The sequence below is a fragment of the Paenibacillus xylaniclasticus genome (assembly GCF_004001065.1).
Classification (GTDB): Bacteria; Bacillota; Bacilli; order Paenibacillales; family Paenibacillaceae; genus Paenibacillus_T; species Paenibacillus_T xylaniclasticus.
The window spans coordinates 148,914-165,283 of record NZ_BIML01000013.1 but is presented as its reverse complement, the minus strand read 5'-3'; the positions used below and the strand labels follow the sequence as shown (position 1 = coordinate 165,283).

The 16,370-nt window shown below is 52.6% G+C and carries 14 protein-coding genes and 1 pseudogene; all 15 read right to left on the bottom strand.

The annotated features are described in order from the left end of the window. Positions 1-10: 10 nt before the first annotated feature. The gene (locus tag PXY01_RS14315; protein ID WP_127570692.1) at positions 11-574 is read right to left on the bottom strand and encodes a hypothetical protein; all 564 of its coding nucleotides are present in this window, start codon (positions 572-574) and stop codon (positions 11-13) included. A 340-nt stretch (positions 575-914) separates the two neighbouring features. Then, the gene (locus PXY01_RS22390; RefSeq protein WP_164744430.1) at positions 915-1,052 is read right to left on the bottom strand and encodes a hypothetical protein; all 138 of its coding nucleotides are present in this window, start codon (positions 1,050-1,052) and stop codon (positions 915-917) included. Between the two features lie 145 nt (positions 1,053-1,197). Further along, positions 1,198-2,307, bottom strand: a complete 1,110-nt coding sequence (locus tag PXY01_RS14310; RefSeq protein WP_127570691.1) for a toxic anion resistance protein — start codon at positions 2,305-2,307, stop codon at positions 1,198-1,200. Positions 2,308-2,327: 20 nt separating this feature from the next. Further along, complete coding sequence (locus tag PXY01_RS14305; protein WP_127570690.1) at positions 2,328-3,032, bottom strand: hypothetical protein; 705 nt, start codon at positions 3,030-3,032, stop codon at positions 2,328-2,330. Between the two features lie 203 nt (positions 3,033-3,235). Beyond that, on the bottom strand, positions 3,236-4,288 hold the full coding sequence (locus PXY01_RS14300; RefSeq protein ID WP_127570689.1) for an ATP-grasp domain-containing protein: 1,053 nt from the start codon (positions 4,286-4,288) through the stop codon (positions 3,236-3,238). Between the two features lie 56 nt (positions 4,289-4,344). Beyond that, entirely contained in the window at positions 4,345-5,172 is an 828-nt protein-coding gene (locus tag PXY01_RS14295; protein WP_127570688.1) for an HAD family hydrolase, read from the bottom strand. Next, positions 5,169-6,308 (bottom strand): cysteine protease StiP family protein, encoded by a 1,140-nt coding sequence (locus tag PXY01_RS22855; RefSeq protein ID WP_246027948.1) that lies wholly within the window; start codon positions 6,306-6,308, stop codon positions 5,169-5,171. The genes PXY01_RS14295 and PXY01_RS22855 overlap by 4 nt, the downstream gene beginning before the upstream one ends. A 108-nt stretch (positions 6,309-6,416) precedes the next feature. Next, a pseudogene (locus tag PXY01_RS22615) lies at positions 6,417-7,631 on the bottom strand (phosphoribosyltransferase family protein); the annotation flags it as partial. A 76-nt stretch (positions 7,632-7,707) separates the two neighbouring features. After that, positions 7,708-8,919, bottom strand: coding sequence for an HpcH/HpaI aldolase/citrate lyase family protein (locus PXY01_RS14285; protein ID WP_127570686.1), 1,212 nt, complete (start codon positions 8,917-8,919; stop codon positions 7,708-7,710). A gap of 141 nt (positions 8,920-9,060) precedes the next feature. Beyond that, positions 9,061-9,798 (bottom strand): TerC family protein, encoded by a 738-nt coding sequence (locus PXY01_RS14280; protein WP_127570685.1) that lies wholly within the window; start codon positions 9,796-9,798, stop codon positions 9,061-9,063. 53 nt (positions 9,799-9,851) lie between these two features. Beyond that, entirely contained in the window at positions 9,852-11,222 is a 1,371-nt protein-coding gene (locus PXY01_RS14275; protein WP_127570684.1) for a TerD family protein, read from the bottom strand. A gap of 85 nt (positions 11,223-11,307) precedes the next feature. Further along, entirely contained in the window at positions 11,308-11,889 is a 582-nt protein-coding gene (locus PXY01_RS14270; protein ID WP_127570683.1) for a TerD family protein, read from the bottom strand. Positions 11,890-11,973: 84 nt separating this feature from the next. Then, entirely contained in the window at positions 11,974-12,549 is a 576-nt protein-coding gene (locus tag PXY01_RS14265; RefSeq protein WP_127570682.1) for a TerD family protein, read from the bottom strand. 50 nt (positions 12,550-12,599) lie between these two features. Further along, the gene (locus PXY01_RS14260; RefSeq protein ID WP_127570681.1) at positions 12,600-13,190 is read right to left on the bottom strand and encodes a TerD family protein; all 591 of its coding nucleotides are present in this window, start codon (positions 13,188-13,190) and stop codon (positions 12,600-12,602) included. A gap of 338 nt (positions 13,191-13,528) precedes the next feature. Continuing rightward, positions 13,529-16,351, bottom strand: a complete 2,823-nt coding sequence (locus PXY01_RS14255) for a glycoside hydrolase family 3 protein (protein WP_127570680.1) — start codon at positions 16,349-16,351, stop codon at positions 13,529-13,531. Positions 16,352-16,370 lie beyond the last annotated feature (19 nt).

Here is a 16,370-nt window from a genome sequence, read left to right as displayed (position 1 = left end):
AAAGACCTCACTACCACCTGCGTCGATTATCGCTTCGTAGATCAGGCCCATTTAGACTGGACATACGTTCGATTGCTTCTTTATAAACCCGGATCATGCTTTGGACCTTGCTGAACTCCTCGTCGTCCGGCCCATACCCTTCCATAAACATTCTTTCAATAATGTCCTTGAACAATTGAAGCCGGTCTTCCAGTATCGCCTGCTCATTCGCGACAATCTCCTCGAACGAGTGTGAAGCTATATAGTCGTCAAGCGGGTCCTGCTCGCGCTCTCGGCGATTCTGGCCTGATCCCTGCAGCCTGCCGTCATCTGCGTCCTGCAGATTGATCGAGGTCCGCAGCTCAGACAGCGTAATATTCTCCCGTGCGAGCATGACATGCATATCTTTGTTCCGCAGAAGCTCTGCGATTACGAGCCGGCACATCTCTCGATTACGGAGCAGAATGCCATCAAAAGGATGAATCGTCCATACACCGTCTGCGCAATACAAATTGAAGGTGAACAGAGCACTTCCGTACCGATATTCGATATGGATGCGCGACTCGTCCACAATTTCGAACGAGAAATCCAGCATGGCTTCGCTCCCTCAGTACTATAATAGTTATATGATTAATTCCTCGTAGAGCATCTTTACGCCACTCCTGCCTTTACGGTAAAGTAAAAGAGCAATACATATCTTACGAACGGAGTGGCGTCATGAAGTTTATGCGCGACAACAAATTGAATTTATGGCTCGGCGTTCTCGTTCTCGTGAACATTTGTATTGCCGTTGCCTACCTTCGCCTTAACGCCTGAACACCGATCTGTTTGCCGCCAGCCAGTACCCCAAATAGCGTATATACCTTATTTATTCCAAATAAATATGCCCACAGCAAGAAAGGCTGGTCCGCAGCCGCTCGTCGGCGCCTTACGGATCAGCCCTTCTTGTTGTTCTTGAACCAATGTGCATGAGCCGGATCATCATTCAACTCGGCAATTGCCTCCGCCCGTTCGCTGCTTGCTACTACAATCAGCACAACGATCAAGCAGCCCAGTACGATAGAGAGTACCATGAGCCTCCCTCATTTCGCCAAAGGCCTTTTAAGCCATTATATGTGCGAGTTCAGGAAATCATGTCGGCTCTATACGACTAGACCTGCTACATAACGTAGCTGCTATGATCAGCAGCAGGCATTGCTTTGCCGGGTCTAATCCGTATCAGTCAAGCAGTGAACGAATCGTACTATCCGTCTGTGACGATTGATTCAGTACTGGAGTCGAAGTCGCATCTCCTCCATGGCCCAGTCGATTCGCCAGCTGCGTGTTGATCGCCGTCATTTTGCTCGTATAATCGTTACAGCTATCTATAATACGGCGGTTGGATTGCTCGGACAGATCGATCGCCGCCATAAGATCCGAAATTGCCGAATTCACAGCCTCCATTGACATAGCAGGCTTCGTTAGCAAATCGTTCGTTCGCTCCGTTGTCTGACGAAGCAGGCGAGCATTCTCTTGGAACTGGCTCTCGATCGTCTTGTTCGTCGCCTCAACTGCGTTTATGACCTTCTCTTGATCGTTCAAAGCAAGAGCGATCATGGCAGATACAGTGATTAAGTTCGACGTTTTGTCAATTGCGTTATTCACAGAATCGATCAGCTTATCATTGTTATCATTAATGATATCTGTTGCAGCAATCGCTTGGTTGTAGAGCATAATCATTTCGGTCATCGATTGAATGCGTGTGACGACCTTACGCAGCCCGCGCTCCAGCTGCGCCTTCCGACCTTCATTCTCCGGCCGGGCAATTTCTTGCTCGAACATCCCTTTCAGCTTCTCACCGAAAGCGATCTTCGTCTGCAGCTGATAAATTTGCTCTAATGAATTACGCTTCAGCTGCCGCATGTTGACGATGTTTTCCTCCAAAGTGTCCTTGCCGTCACGCAGCGAATTAATGATCACTTCGACGTTCGATTTGACTGATTGATACTTGTAAACGTAGTTTTTCAGCGGACTTTTGCGGAGCACTTTGCCGAAGAAGCCGACGTTCTTACTTTGCTGCAGCGCTTCGCATTCATTGCGCAGCTTCAAAATATTATTCGACACTTCCGCACGGCTGGCGCCCATTAAATCGTTAACTGGACGCTCAAGCAGCTTCAGCGTCTGTCCCGCTTTCTCCTGCGTCTTCATTCCCAGCTTGCCAATCTCGTCCATCAATGAATCAAGCTGCATGGAATCGCTATTCGCCACCTGGCTGAACAAGCGGGAAGCGTCTTGCCTAACCTGCACTTCGTCTTCCTTCGTAAGCTGTACGATCGGTGTCGTCGACATCTTATGTTCCTCCTTCGCGATTAAAGCTCGGATTGATTGTAACGTTGATGGATCAGCTCTGCTTTTGATTGAAGCTCAATTAAATCCTTATGTTCTATCGTAGATACGATCGCGGAAATCTTCGAGTTAATGTCCTTTAATCCGTTCAGCAGCATACGGCGGTTCTGCTGCTTCAGCTCTCCACTGAGGCGAAGGAACGGATTTATGACGCCGTTCAAATCCTTCAGTACGAGCCGGCGGATCGTATGATTAATATTGCTGTCGCCAAGCTGGTCAAGCAGCGGAATCACGCGCTGCAAGCGTGCGAACAATGCCAGTGACTTGTCCACAATCTCGCTGTCGAGGTTATCCTTCTGGCCTTCCGAGATGACCATATCTTCAAGCACCTGCAAATACTCCACCACTGGACCGAAGCCTTCCGGCAACGATGCCTGTGCAGCCGTTGGCCGAGCTTGTGATTGTGGCGGTGCTGCATTAAATGCTGGCTGCGGTGCTCCATGAGCATGGCTCTGCGGCTGCAGTTGATTGGGCAGCGGACCTCCGCCTCCGAGCGGATAAGGAGCATTCTGGTTAGACGGTAGGGATGGCGGAACCCGCTTCGTCATAAGGCTGCCGACGATGGCCCCAATTGCCGGGATGAACAGTGACAATAGCTCTGGCAGCATAAAACTGGTAATAAGAGCAACGACATAACCGACGGCGGCGCCGACCAACGTTCTTTTCACGGGCGTATCCTCCAAATAACTTCTTAGTCTCTCTCACTATTGTAGAAAATAGCCGCGAAGGCTGTCAATGCGCCCCACATTTCGTTCCACCCCCGGTTAGTTCATCCGGTATGTGGCTAATAGAGGGGCCCGCTCTTAAACGCCGTTACATCAATTTTTTTGTCACACCAGCATCGTACCTATCCCTATTATCACCAACTTATTTACTGACTAAGTCGATGATCAAATGATTGCATACGCATCGACAGTTCAATATGACTCGTCATAATGCCGAGCTCCGGCACCAGCGGACCGATCCGGCCGCCAAGCGCCGCTTTGACGCCCAAGTATGGGAAATTGATCCCGGTAAGACAAGTCGCATGCAGTCCGCCGGACATGCGTGGGTTAATCTCAAGCAGCTTAGGCACGCCGCCGGTACAGCGCATTTGAATGTTGTAATTGAACGGTATACGATACGTCTCTGCTACACGATGAGCAATCGCAATCAGTTCATCATTGCGCTCCAATACACGCAGCCTACCGTCCGCTTTTCGTCGTGGAACGGCAGCCTGTAAGGTACCATCGCGGTCAGCCAGACAATCGATGCTGTACTCCGGCCCTTCGAGCAGCTCCATAACCATCAGCTCCGGAAAGCTCTCTACCTGGGATAAAATACTGTACGCCTCCTCGAACGTCAGCTCATTCGTGACGTATCCGAACAAATCTTGGAGCGCATTCCGCTTATCATTGATGACGCGAAATCCAAGTCCGCCTTCCGAATCGGTCGGCTTGAAGCAGACGCGGTGCCCTTCCGACGTCAACCGTTCATACGCTCGCTTGAAGCCTGCCGCATCGGTCACGACCTCATAAGCAGGCACCTCCATAATGCCCGTCCGGCGTACTTCCTCGTAGAACTGATTCTTCACCGTCAGCTTCTCCAGCAGCCCGACATCCCGGCAGACGGTAACCGTCGTGCCAATCTCGTCGAACCTTCCAATATTTCGAGCGATATCCAGCATTCGAAGCCGGGGGATAAACACGTCAATTTCATGCTCCTGACAGAACCCGACGAGATAATCGATGTAATCCATCCCTTCCAGCACCGGTTCAACTGCCGCGTAATCCGCCGCTTGTAGTGACATATGCCTAGGATCGGGATGTGTCCCGTAAAGCTTAAACTTTACACCATCCTCGTTGTGGCGAATACTATTCATGTAATGGTAGGCGACTGAAAACCATCGGTTAAAATAAACACGTAACTCCTGCTTGCTCTTCATGACGTCCGCTCCCCCAGCGATTAATGGCTCCCACTCCGACTCAGCGGTTCGGCATACTATCTGCCAGCCGCTGCCTCACTTGCAGTCAGCTTCGATTGTACAAAGTCGACGATATCTTCTCCAGCGAACAGCCCAGACCTTGCCGTAAACGTCCAGGTGCCCATCTGTCCCGTCTCCTGATAGATCCGATACAGCTCTCCATGTGCCGGGGCAATCGCATAATCAGCCGATTCCAGCAGACTTCTATCCAGCAGGGAGTCACCTGAAGCAATCAGCCCCGCTTCCGGATACCGGTGCCGAATATACGCGGCCGCATCCCGCTTATTCACAGCACTCGGCACAATGTACACCTTGCGTCCCTGAACGGACAGCTCCCAGCCGAGCGCTGCGAGCTTCTCGGCTCGTTCCTTTATAGCCTCGACCGGCATCCGATCACGATCCATCAGATAGACGAAGAACAACTCATCGCACAGCCGCTCATCCAGCACCCAGTCCGAATGGACGACCGGTGCGAACAGACGGCGGGCCTCCTTCGGCGAGCAGGCACTTTCCCGCAGCCTATTCTCAACCAGCCGCTTCCAACTAACATCCGGCTCACCACCGATTAATATATTGCCGCCATTACTTGTGATGGCATACTCTGGCACAATATGCTGCTGGAATACTTCAATCCGGCGGTACTGCTCAATCGTTCGCGTTGTGACCGGCACGAATAGAAGCTGGCTCGACAGCTCCTTCAATACTCTCATCTGCGCAGCGGACATGAAGGCGGCAGGCTGACCGCCGATCGTCTCAACGACACGGATGCCTGGCGTATACTCAGGAACGGCCATCGACCGCCGGGAAAAAATAAGCGTCATGTCCAGATCACTAGCGTAGATCATACGCGGACCTCCTTCTGCGAAAGCGGCTTAATAATGCCACAGCACGAATAAGCGAGGTCAGGAAACAGCTCCACCGGAACCCCGCGCTCCTTCGCCAGCAGCAGGATTGGCCGCAAATGCGGATTGTCCAGACGGTCAACCAGCACCTTCCACGGCACGCGGCGCAGCAGCACCCGGCTTGTCTCTCCGACCCCAGGCTTCACGAGATTCATATCATCTATGCCGTACGCCGCTTGCACCTTTCGAATATCCTCAAGTCCCCGCCAAGTCGCTCTCTCCGATTGTCCTCCGCTCTCTACAGCATCACACATTCTTTTATCCGCTTCCGCTGAAGCCGTCCTAGCCACCTCGTCCCAATGCCGCTCGATCTGCTCCAAGAAATGATTCGACTGGTCGATATCCCGCCAATGCGCATAAAACTTGGCGCCGTGATAATCATCCGGTCCGATTAGTCCCGGCTTCAGCACCGTACGGCTAACGAGCCCGGAAACCGTCGCATTCAAGCATGCACTCGGTATCAAATAATCTTCTCGGGTTCCGAACGTCTCAGAGCAATAGCCAGGATCGGCCAGCACCGCCAAATCATCGTTCAACCGAATGCCATACCTCTCCTCGAACTTGTCGCACGCTTCGATCAGCGTTCGTCTTATCGCCCCTTTGCCTGTCCATCCATCGACGAACTGGATGTTGGCATCTGCACCATGCCGCTGCAAAATATACAGCAGCGCATTCTCGTCAATGCCTTTTCCCCGAATGATCGAGATGCTGTAATGCGGGAGCGATGCACCATACTGCCGCTCAATATACCGCTTAATCAGCACGCCGATTGGCGTGCCTGCCCTCGCCAGCGAGACTAGCACGCACTGAAGTCCGCGCTTACGGACAATTAATTCGGCTACCGCTGCGATATCCCTCGCCACGAGTAACGACGTCTGCTCCAGCGTATCGTGAAACAGCTGCAAGTACTTCTCCGACGGCTCATATTCTGCAGGCAGCATCTCCGAATAATGCACCCCCGACTGAATGGCCTCTTCTTTGTCCTCTGTCGGCATTTCAAGCTTGGCATCACGTAAATCCTTCAGCAGAAACGTCACGTCGGAAGGCGTATAGCTGCCTATCAGGTCCGGCGGCGCCATAATCCGTTCAAGCAGCCTTCTGTCGAGTCCTGTATTTACGCCCTCCGCTCCCGTACAAATCACAACATGGATCGTCCCGCATTCGATCTCACGAAACGCATCCAGCATGGAAAACAGCTGCGCAGGCGGCGTCTCTCTCTCCAACAAAATCATAACCTCATCGTACCAATAGGCTCGGGTATTATATAAATAATGGCGAACATTCGCATCGTCCGGCGAAAGAAACGTAATGCTATCGTGAACGGCATAGCCTGGATTCGTCAGCGGGTGAATCGGACTGCGCGTCGTCGATTGATAATACACCTGCTCGCCAAGCTCAGCAGCAATCCGCATCGGCACATACATGAACTCTCCCGTGCCGACGACGAGCGTCCGTCCGCCTTTCCGGCGTAACGGCCGAAGCTGCTCCGCCGCTTGGCGAACCGCCTCATCTAATGCTTCTCGCTCGGCACCTTCAATGCCAAATCTACCCGACTGCCGCATATAAGGTGCGCGATTGGTTCGACCGGCCGAATCAACCGATACAGCGGATGATAGCTCGAACAGGCCATCGAGCCAATGCAAGCGAACCGCTGGCTTAGTATTCGAGCGGCATTGATTTTGATGCGGCTTCTCTGGCAGCTTCCCATCTGGGAAAGCAGCCCCTTCTACCTCAATCGTGCCCCGATATAGGCAGATCGTCTCAATCGTTACGTCTAATTCACGCTCCAACTTCGCAAATGCCGCCTCCGCTTCTTCGCTGCGCCAATCGAGAAGCGCACAGGCGATGTACCGCTTGCGCGGATACTTCGCGTGCATGTCGCGGATCAAGTTAAGCGTCGTCTTGCCGGTCGTCATCTCGTCATCCACAAGAATAACCGTTTCACCATCGGTAAGAAAACCCGGCAGCTCCGCATATCCACGATGGGCCGTCGCATGAGAATGCTCCTCCTCGAACTGAAAGACGGGCTCTCGGTCCGCAAGCAGCTCGCGCGTCGTATGCATATACGCTGCAGGCTCCTCAATCGCCTCGAATACAGCATGTCCGAGCGCCGTTGCCGTCTCGGCGAAGCCAAGCACCTTAACCGGCACCGGCAGCTTAAGCCGTTTCTGTATCACGTGACGATACACGCTAGACGCTTCTTCAGGATTCGCAAGCCCCTTCAATGCCGCTTGCAGCAGCGGCTCCAGCTCCACTTCCTTCTCCGGCTGCATATGGCGAGCCAGCAGCAGAGCGAGCGCATAGCCCGCAAGCAGCGAAGTATGCGGATCAATCGGAATATGCTTGCCAAGCAGCTTGCTGACGAACAGAAACGACCGTTTCGGATTGTTGCGCGCTGCCATACCGAACAACTGTCCAATCGGCAGCCCGAACGGATTATCCTTCTCCTTCACGGTCACCTTCAAGCTGCCGGCAATATTATAAACGTGCGTAGCCATGCTCTCGGAATAAGGCTGTGTAACGTTGTTGTACATTCAGCACCCCGTATATTTTTGCCCGCGTCACCATTTTGGTTGCCCAATGATAATGCGGCTTCATTTCGTTCATTTTGTTCGCGTACTCACTCTTCATAACGCCTACACCGCCCCCGCTGTTGGCGAGAATCGCACAGGCATCAGCATATTCTTCATGCGTAACGGTGTACATGGCTTGAACCGGCCGAAGCTGGGACGGATGAATTATCGTTTTGCCAATCATACCGTTCTCCTTATCGAGCCATATCTCGCGCATAAAAGCGCTGTGCCCATCCTCCGTTCTATAGACGCTATGAGGAAGTCCAAGCTCAGGAAGCAGCGTATCCCTCAGCATAGCTTCTCGAAGCGGCACCAATGCAGCCCGGTCATAGCCTGATTCGAAATACTCCCATACCGGACCGGATATGACGTATCCATCCTCCGCACGTCCGAATACATTGACGATATCCGCTATACAGTCGCGAATTGCGGCAATATCATAGACGGTCAGCTCCGGCGAGCGGCGCAGACCGAACAAGCTAGAGAAATCCGTTGCTCCGATCCGAACGTTCAATACATAAGGACGGTAGCGGTCAAGCAGACGCTTCGTGCCGAGCAGCATTTGATGACGAGTCTCCCGATAAATAATAGGTGCGCTCTCCAGGACAGGCATACCATACAAGAGCGGCTCTCGCTTCTGCCTGCCGCGGTTAAAGCCATCAAGCAGTTCAAAATATAGACCGCCGTTCTCCGGCGTAAACTTTGGAAAAACAAATCCCGTCAGAACATGAGCCGAATCGTGAATCTGTTCTAGCAGACGCTGCATCTGCTCTACCGAGCGTACCCGAACGAACAGCAGCGGCAGCCGGTCATGCGTCAGCACACCGCTTTCCAATGCCATTGCAATTCTCGCCATATGCTGCACAACGGCCGCTTCTGCCGTCTCGACTTGGAGGTCGCCTATTGCGTCTTCAAGATCAATAATAGCTGTAATCAGTCCCTGAAGCTTGCCTGCAATCACTTCACTTGCGATCGTCGCCCTTGTCGCCGGCATGTAGAGCGCGGCGCCTAATGCGTACGCCAGCACTTCCTTCGGTGACCGGTTCGTAAACGAGACAGGAGGTGAATGAAATAACGTCCGTTCTTCTTCTTCAGACAACTCTGCAAAATACCGCATATCGACCGTTCCTCCCCTCTCCCCCGGCTTTACACCGGAACATCCCCATTGCCTGTCAATATGAATGAATCCCTCCTGAAGGGAGGGATTCTATGTTCGTTATGAAAGAGCCGCCTTACCGTTAGTCTAGTCATTAGTCGGTTAAGCTTGTTCTTTCTCCCGTTTACGGCGAAGCAGGTTAAGTACGATTGCACCGCCGAATACAACAATCATCGAAGCAAAGAACAGATAATGTGAAATTTCGATATGGAAAGCGCCCAGAAGCATCTTCACCGAAATAACTGCAATCAAGACGAAAGCCGCCTTCTCCAGCTCTGGGAAACGCTCGATCAGCTTCAGGAACACTTGCGCAACGCCGCGCATCATCAGCACGCCGATAATACCGCCCATGAACAGTACCCATACCTCACTGCTAATACCGAACGCTGCTATAACGCTGTCGACGCTAAACGCGATATCCATCAGCTCGACCATCAAGACGGTCTTCCAGAAGCCATAGCCCTTATTGGTACTTTCGCCATCATCCTCGGACTTAAACAGCCCTTTGTATGCAATATACATGAGATACGCGGCGCCCAGTAACTTGACTAGTGTAATCTTAACTAGGAACGTACCGAGTCCGATTGCAAGGAACCGGAAAGCGTATGCGCCGAGCAGACCGTAGAACAACGCCTTCTTCTGCTGATCCTTCGGAAGGTGGCGAACCATTACCGCAAGCACGAGCGCATTGTCCGCCGACAGCAGTCCTTCCAGAATAACGAGGCTTAGAATAATGCCCCATGCTGACGGAGAGGAGAACGTTGCAGCCAGATCGGCCCACGAGAAGAAATGCCCGTAGTTCTCTCCAATGTCATGAATAAAATCAGTGAACCAACCCATGAATACGGCCTCCATTAGTTTCGTTTAGTCAAATTTTGTTCTTGCTGTATCCTTTATGATTTGCTACCGGCTACCCATCGCATTCCCCAGCCGTAAGCTTGGTCAAGCTCGGAGTGCTTATTATAGAATTGAACGAGCCGTTCGATGCTGAACGTCTCATTGTTCACATTCTGAATCATCGCAATGGCGCACATCCCTTTACGATTGTCGTATTCATTCAGATGCACGACAATGTCCGGACCACCAGGTTGACTGATCGTCACGACACCGTCCGCCTCCGACCAGTTCGCGACCCCTTCATAAATGAACGTAAAGACGAGAATACGCTCAATCTCACTAACTTTCGCGCCATTAATGCGAATGTTCTCGCCCGTCTTCACCGTTCCGGTTCGGTCGTCGCCGTCAAGCATTATGTATGGCGCTCTCGATAGAGAGCCGAACGAATTACCCAGCGCCTGTACGACGCCCTTGCGGCCGTCCTTCAGCTCGAATAGGCAGGCGAGATCAAGATCGATCGACCGGCCGCCTCTTCCGAACAAGCCGCTCTTCTCCGTCCGCTGATTCCAGTTCAAATTGACTACAATCTCGCCGAGCGAGCCGCCGGACGACTTCGTCAAATTAATACGGTCTCCCTTCTTCTTCAGCTCAATCTTCGTCAGATTCAGCTTCGCTGGAGCGTCCGGAGCGCTGCTTGCACTAGTAGACCGCGACGACAGCGATATCGGAGAAGAAGCGGACTGCGGCGCCGATGACGGAGGGGCGGCATCGCTTCCGCGGAGCGCTCGCTGTGACAGCGAAATAGCCGATGACGACGATGTCGACGGCGCTGCTGGCGCAGGCGGTGTTGGCGCCGATGATGTAGGCTTGTCCGCTGCAGGCGAAGGCTCGTCCTTCACAACGATGCCGAAGTTGCCGCAAAGTGCTTTAAGCCCGCCCGAGAAGCCGGACCCAATTGCGTTAAACTTCCATTCGCCATTATATCGATATAACTCTCCGATGACGATTGCATTCTCAACGGAGAAGTTGTTTCCAAGGTCATATCGGATCACTTCCTGACCGGTGGTCCCGTTCAGAAACCGGATATAAGCATCGTTCACTTGCTTGAAGCTTTGCCTTTCATTATATAGCGTAAGACTGAACGCAATCTTCTCCACCTGCGGCGAAACTCGCTGCAGATCGATCTCGAACAGCTTACGGTCGGTATTTCTCCCTTCCTCATAACGGATAAAACCATTAGAAGGGTTATTGTAGAAAATCAGATCTTCATCTTTTGATGTCTTTCCGTTAACGCCTAATAGAAAGGCCGACGCATCCACCTCGACCTCTTGCGACGACCTCCAGCCAATGCCGACGCTAATCTTCGTTAATCCAGGATTCGTTTTCGTTAAATCGAGCTTTTGCCCTTTCACTGCCGACACCGACATCCAAAGTCACCCTTTGAATTTTAATCTTGCATTAGAAGGAACAAAGCCCGCTCTTGCGCGGGCCGAATAAACTTCTCTACTCGCGTTAGCTTGCGTCTAAACCATAGTTCCGGCACAGCGCCGCTAGTCCGCCAGTAAAGCCGCTGCCGATCGCCTGGAATTTCCACTCATCCCCATGACGATAAAATTCACAGAATACGACCGCCGTCTCCGTCGAGAAGTCTTCGCCAAGATCGTAACGCAGCACTTCGCGGTTAGAAGAGGCATCTACAACTCGAACGAAGGCGTTGGATACTTGGCCAAAGTTTTGCTTGCGATTCTCGTAATCATAGATCGTAACCGTAAGACCGATCCGATGAATATTCGCCGGCACTCTGCTCAAGTCAATTTCGATTTGCTCGTCATCGCCTTCGCCTTCGCCCGTACGATTATCTCCTGTATGCACGACAGAACCATTGCCGCCCTGCTTATTATTGTAGAAAACGAAGTCATCCGCACCCTTCGCTTTCCCATCCTCGTGCAGCAAGAACGCGGATGCGTCTAGGTCGAAATCGGCTCCGCCGCTATATTTATTCGTATCCCAGCCGAGACCGACCACAACTTTCGACAAACCGGGATTCGTCTTCGTCAGGTCAATGCGCTGACCTTTGGAAAGTGAGATGCTCATGAATGACTCATCCTCCTCGTGAAGTTGTACGACAGACAGCCGCTGAAGCGACAGGTCTGCCGCACAGGCACAATTGCTTGAAAATTATGCTAAGCCGTAGTCGCGAACAAGGCCTGCCAGGCCATCCTTATAGCCGCTGCCGATGGCACTGAACTTCCATTCGCCGCTGTGACGGTACAACTCGCCGACGACAACTCCCGTCTCGATCGAGAAGTCCTCGCCAAGGTCGAAACGAATGAGTTCGCTGCCATTGCTCTCGTCCAGAATGCGTACGTATGCATTGGACACTTGGCCAAAGTTCTGGTTGCGCTCAGCCGCTTCATAGATCGTAATCGTGAACGCAATTTTCTCAACATTCGACGGAACGTTAGGAAGATCGATTTTGATTTGCTCATCATCGCCTTCGCCTTCGCCCGTGCGGTTATCGCCCGTATGTACAACGGAGCCATTCTCGTTCTGGCGGTTGTTGAAGTAGATAAAGTTACGCTCGTTCTCTACTTTACCTGCCGCATTCGCCAAGAAGACCGATACGTCAAGGTCAAAGTCCTTGCCGCCGTCATATTTGTTCGTATCCCAGCCCAGGCCGACCGTAATTTTCGTCAGTCCAGGGTTTGATTTCGTCAGATCTACCTTCTGGCCCTTCGTCAAACTAATTGCCATGGCGAACACCTCTTTCTGCCAGTCTGGCATTATATTAAGCAGCCGGGAGCTTAACGATACTCGGCTGCCAGTTGATTTACGTGAACTGCGTGAGTACCTTCGCCAATCGCAGCGAATTTCCATTCGCCGTTGTGACGATATACTTCACCACAAATGAGCGCTGTCTTACCCGCATAACCTTCAGTCAGGTTGAAGCGCACCAGCTCGTTACCGCTCGTTCCATCCACAATACGAATGTAAGCGGATTGAATCATTCCAAAGTCCTGCTTACGGTTCACACAGTCATAAATGTTTACGACCGCGAGTATTTTGCTTACATCCGAAGGCACTCTAGCCAGATCGATAAAAATTTGCTCATCATCGCCGTCGCCTTCGCCCGTAATATTATCACCGGAGTGGACTACGGATTGACAAGGGCTTTGTTTATTATAGAAACAAACAACATGGAGATCGTTAGTCAGCTTCCCTTGCTCATTCAGCATCAGAACGGAAGCGTCACAGTCAATATTCGCCTGCTTCTTGAACCCGAAGAAGCCACGAGATTGAACCGGGTCCCAGCCAAGTCCGACCGTAATCTTCGTCAATCCTGCGTTGCCTTTCGTAAGATCAATCTTCTGGCCCTTAACCAAACTGATCGACATTGCATGCTCACCTCCTTTCTATATCGCTGTAGCGCAGCATTCGAGAAAAATCGGGAAGATCTGCCTTGATTTTACCTGTCTCTAGCTCCAACTATACTCTAGTAACCTTCAAAAATCTACTTGCTTGTACAAACAATTAGCCTCTACAAATTAGAGCCATCTCATACCTTAAAGCTGGAGAAAATTTAATACGCCATCCAGACTAATTTAACTGCTTGTACTCAATACGCCCAATGCGGAGAAAGGATTCAAAAAAAATGCCGCACATAAAAAGAACAGCTTAATCGGTGCCGGAGCAACGATTAAGCCGTTTAAGCCGTTTCGCATCGTTCGAGCTATTAGGCCAGCCGTATCCAACTGATACGAATATCGCCGGTTATGTTGACGAACACGCTGCGGCGTCCCGCCGGCCCCTCCAGCGGCGCATGGAACGTGCTCCACTGCTGAACGCCGCCTGTCGGGGTAATGTCGATTGCGCCAGCTGCCGGACCTTGCGGCGAATCAAGGCGAATTTCTAGACGGCCGCCTTGTGCAGCACTTGCGGCCCGTACCTCGAACGAAGCAGCTCCGCTCTGAAGATCGGCATCCTTAAACGCAATCCAGCCGCTGTCTCCCGCAAGCTCGACGCAAGCGAAGCCTTCTTTGCTCTCGCCGAGGACGACGCCCTCGTAATCGTCGAAGTTCTCCGCTTTCGTCTGTACGCTCAGATCGCGCGGCGGAATCGTCTCTCCATTAATCTGGACGACAGCCTGCACACGGATGTCAGCCGATGAGCTTCCGAGCATGACCGTGTAAGGGCCGGACTCTACCGCATATTTCTCACGGGTAACGTCCCAAATGGCCAAATCAATTGCCGGCACCTTGAACACAACCGTCTTCGCTTCACCAGGCTGCAGCTTGATGCGGCGGAAGCCGTGCAGCTTCTTCAGCGGACGCTTCACCCGGGATTGCTCGCCGCGCACATACAGCTGTACAACCTCTTCGCCAGCTATAGAGCTTGTATTCTCCACTCGAACGGATACTGCAAGCTCTCCGTCTGCACCGATGACCTCCGATTCCAGCTGAGGCTTTCCGTATGTGAACGTGGAATAAGACAAGCCGTGACCGAACGGATAAAGCGGCGCGTCCTCGAAATACAAGTACGTCCGTTTGCTCTTGGCAATATCGTAGTCCATAATATCGGTCAATTGCTCTTCGGAGCGGTACCACGTCATGTTCAATCTGCCTGCCGGATTGTAGTCGCCGAACAATACATCCGCAATTGCGCTGCCATGCTCCTGCCCCGAATGGGACGAATAAATAACGGCCGGAATATGCTCGTTAATCCAATTGAGCGCGAACGGATAGCCGCCTGTAACGACGACGATCGTATTCGGGTTCACCTCATAGACCGCTTTCACAAGACGCTCCTGCGCCTCTGCGAGCTCCAGACCTGGGCGGTCGATCTCTTCCTTGCCGTTCACAAGCGGGTTGTTGCCGACGAAGACAATGGCAACCTCAGACTGCTTCGCAGCCTCTACTGCAGCCTGCAAGCCGTCATGAACGGTCTCCTTCTCAAACAGTTCCGCTTCGTTATATGCACGGGCCGGCGCGGCGTCTGATACCGACAGCAAGCCGCCTTCTGACACCGCAACCGTCCGGTTATTCCACGACGTCAGCGCCGCAGAGCCGTTCTCCTGCGGCAGCAGGTGAAATACTTCCTTCACGAACCAGCCGAATACTTCGTCGGCTGAGGCGGTAACGCTAGTGTCGTCCGTCGTCACATATTTACCGCTGCTTTCCGCCTGAAGCGTCAAGCTGCCCCATCCCCAATCATCGAGACGGAACGTCTCAGCATTGTCGGCAGAACCCGATGCTGCAAGCGGCTTGGATTCACCTTCGGCAATCGTCACATACATGCCGCTTTCCTTGGCACGCAGCCTAATCCGGTCACTGCCGTCGACGAAGGCAACCGATGCACCCTCCAGCTTCTTGCGAATCGCTTGAAGCGGTGTCACTTTGTACGGGAATGTGCCGGAATACCAGTCGCGGTATACGGTATCGCCGAGCGGACCGATGACGGCTACTTTGGTCAGCTTGCCAGCGTCGAGCGGCAAGCTCCCGTCATTTTTCAGCAGGACGACGCTTTTATGTGCAGCTTTAAGCGACAGCGCTTGATGCTCCGGCGTCATGAGCGACGATTCGCCGATTGCCGCATACGGCACCTGCTCCTGCGGATCGAACTCACCAAGACGCATCCGGACGCGGAACGTATTCGTCAAGGCGCGGTCCAGATCGGATTCGGCAAGCAGTCCCTGCTCCAGCGCTTCTCGAATCGCATCCGTTACTTCCTTAGCCTCATCTGTAATACTGTCGATGCCGGCCTTGATCGTATCCGCCACTGCCTGCGCCATCGAGTCATAATAGTGATGATCCTTCACGATGCCGATCATATCGCCGGCGTCGCTGACGATAAAGCCGTCCATCCATTGTCCCTTCACGACGCTGTTCACCGTCTCATGCAGCAGCGCCGGAGTTCCGTTAATCGAATTGTAGGCCGTCATCATGGATTGGGCGCCGCCTTTGACGAAGGCAGGCTCGAACGCTTTAAAATAATATTCACGCATGCTGCGCGGATCGATGCTCGCCGAGCAGCTTCCGCGGTTAATCTCATTATTATTTCCGAGAAAATGCTTCAGTGAAGCGACCGCTTTCAAATATTTGGGATGATCGCCCTGAATGCCCTGCGTCAAGGCAGCCGTCAGCTCGCCCGTCAAATGTGGATCTTCGCCGTACGCTTCCTCCGTCCGTCCCCAGCGCGGATCGCGCTCCATATCGACCGTCGGCGCCCACAGCGTCAGCCCGTTCACCGCCGGATTCCGCTTATAGAAGACGCGCGCTTCCGTACCGATCACATCACCGACTTCCTTCATCAACTCTTGATCCCACGTGCAGCCAAGACCGATCGGCTGTGGGAACGAGGTCGCTTCTCCGAGCCAAGCGATACCGTGCGCTCCTTCAGTTCCGTGCTTATAAGCTCCGATGCCAAGCCGCTCAACAGCGGTCATATATTGCGGCATCAGATTAATTTTCTCCTCTAGCGTCAGTCGCGATACCAGATCCTGCACACGTTCTTCAAGCGGCAGCTCTGGATTGCGGAACGGAAATTCGTAGTTCGTCATATACGTTCTCCTTCTAAGA

Bases quoted from the DNA above. Each gene is read 5' to 3' on its own strand.
- PXY01_RS14265 (WP_127570682.1), bottom strand. From the start codon at position 12,549: ATGGCAATTAGTTTGACGAAGGGCCAGAAGGTAGATCTGACGAAATCA.
- PXY01_RS14310 (WP_127570691.1), bottom strand. From the start codon at position 2,307: ATGTCGACGACACCGATCGTACAGCTTACGAAGGAAGACGAAGTGCAG.
- PXY01_RS22390 (WP_164744430.1), bottom strand. From the start codon at position 1,052: ATGGTACTCTCTATCGTACTGGGCTGCTTGATCGTTGTGCTGATTGTA.
- PXY01_RS14295 (WP_127570688.1), bottom strand. From the start codon at position 5,172: ATGATCTACGCTAGTGATCTGGACATGACGCTTATTTTTTCCCGGCGG.
- PXY01_RS14270 (WP_127570683.1), bottom strand. From the start codon at position 11,889: ATGAGCATCTCACTTTCCAAAGGTCAGCGCATTGACCTGACGAAGACG.
- PXY01_RS14285 (WP_127570686.1), bottom strand. From the start codon at position 8,919: ATGCGGTATTTTGCAGAGTTGTCTGAAGAAGAAGAACGGACGTTATTT.
- PXY01_RS22855 (WP_246027948.1), bottom strand. From the start codon at position 6,308: ATGGCGCCGCCGGACCTGATAGGCAGCTATACGCCTTCCGACGTGACG.
- PXY01_RS14300 (WP_127570689.1), bottom strand. From the start codon at position 4,288: ATGAAGAGCAAGCAGGAGTTACGTGTTTATTTTAACCGATGGTTTTCA.
- PXY01_RS14315 (WP_127570692.1), bottom strand. From the start codon at position 574: ATGCTGGATTTCTCGTTCGAAATTGTGGACGAGTCGCGCATCCATATC.
- PXY01_RS14275 (WP_127570684.1), bottom strand. From the start codon at position 11,222: ATGTCGGTGTCGGCAGTGAAAGGGCAAAAGCTCGATTTAACGAAAACG.
- PXY01_RS14255 (WP_127570680.1), bottom strand. From the start codon at position 16,351: ATGACGAACTACGAATTTCCGTTCCGCAATCCAGAGCTGCCGCTTGAA.
- PXY01_RS14260 (WP_127570681.1), bottom strand. From the start codon at position 13,190: ATGTCGATCAGTTTGGTTAAGGGCCAGAAGATTGATCTTACGAAAGGC.
- PXY01_RS14280 (WP_127570685.1), bottom strand. From the start codon at position 9,798: ATGGGTTGGTTCACTGATTTTATTCATGACATTGGAGAGAACTACGGG.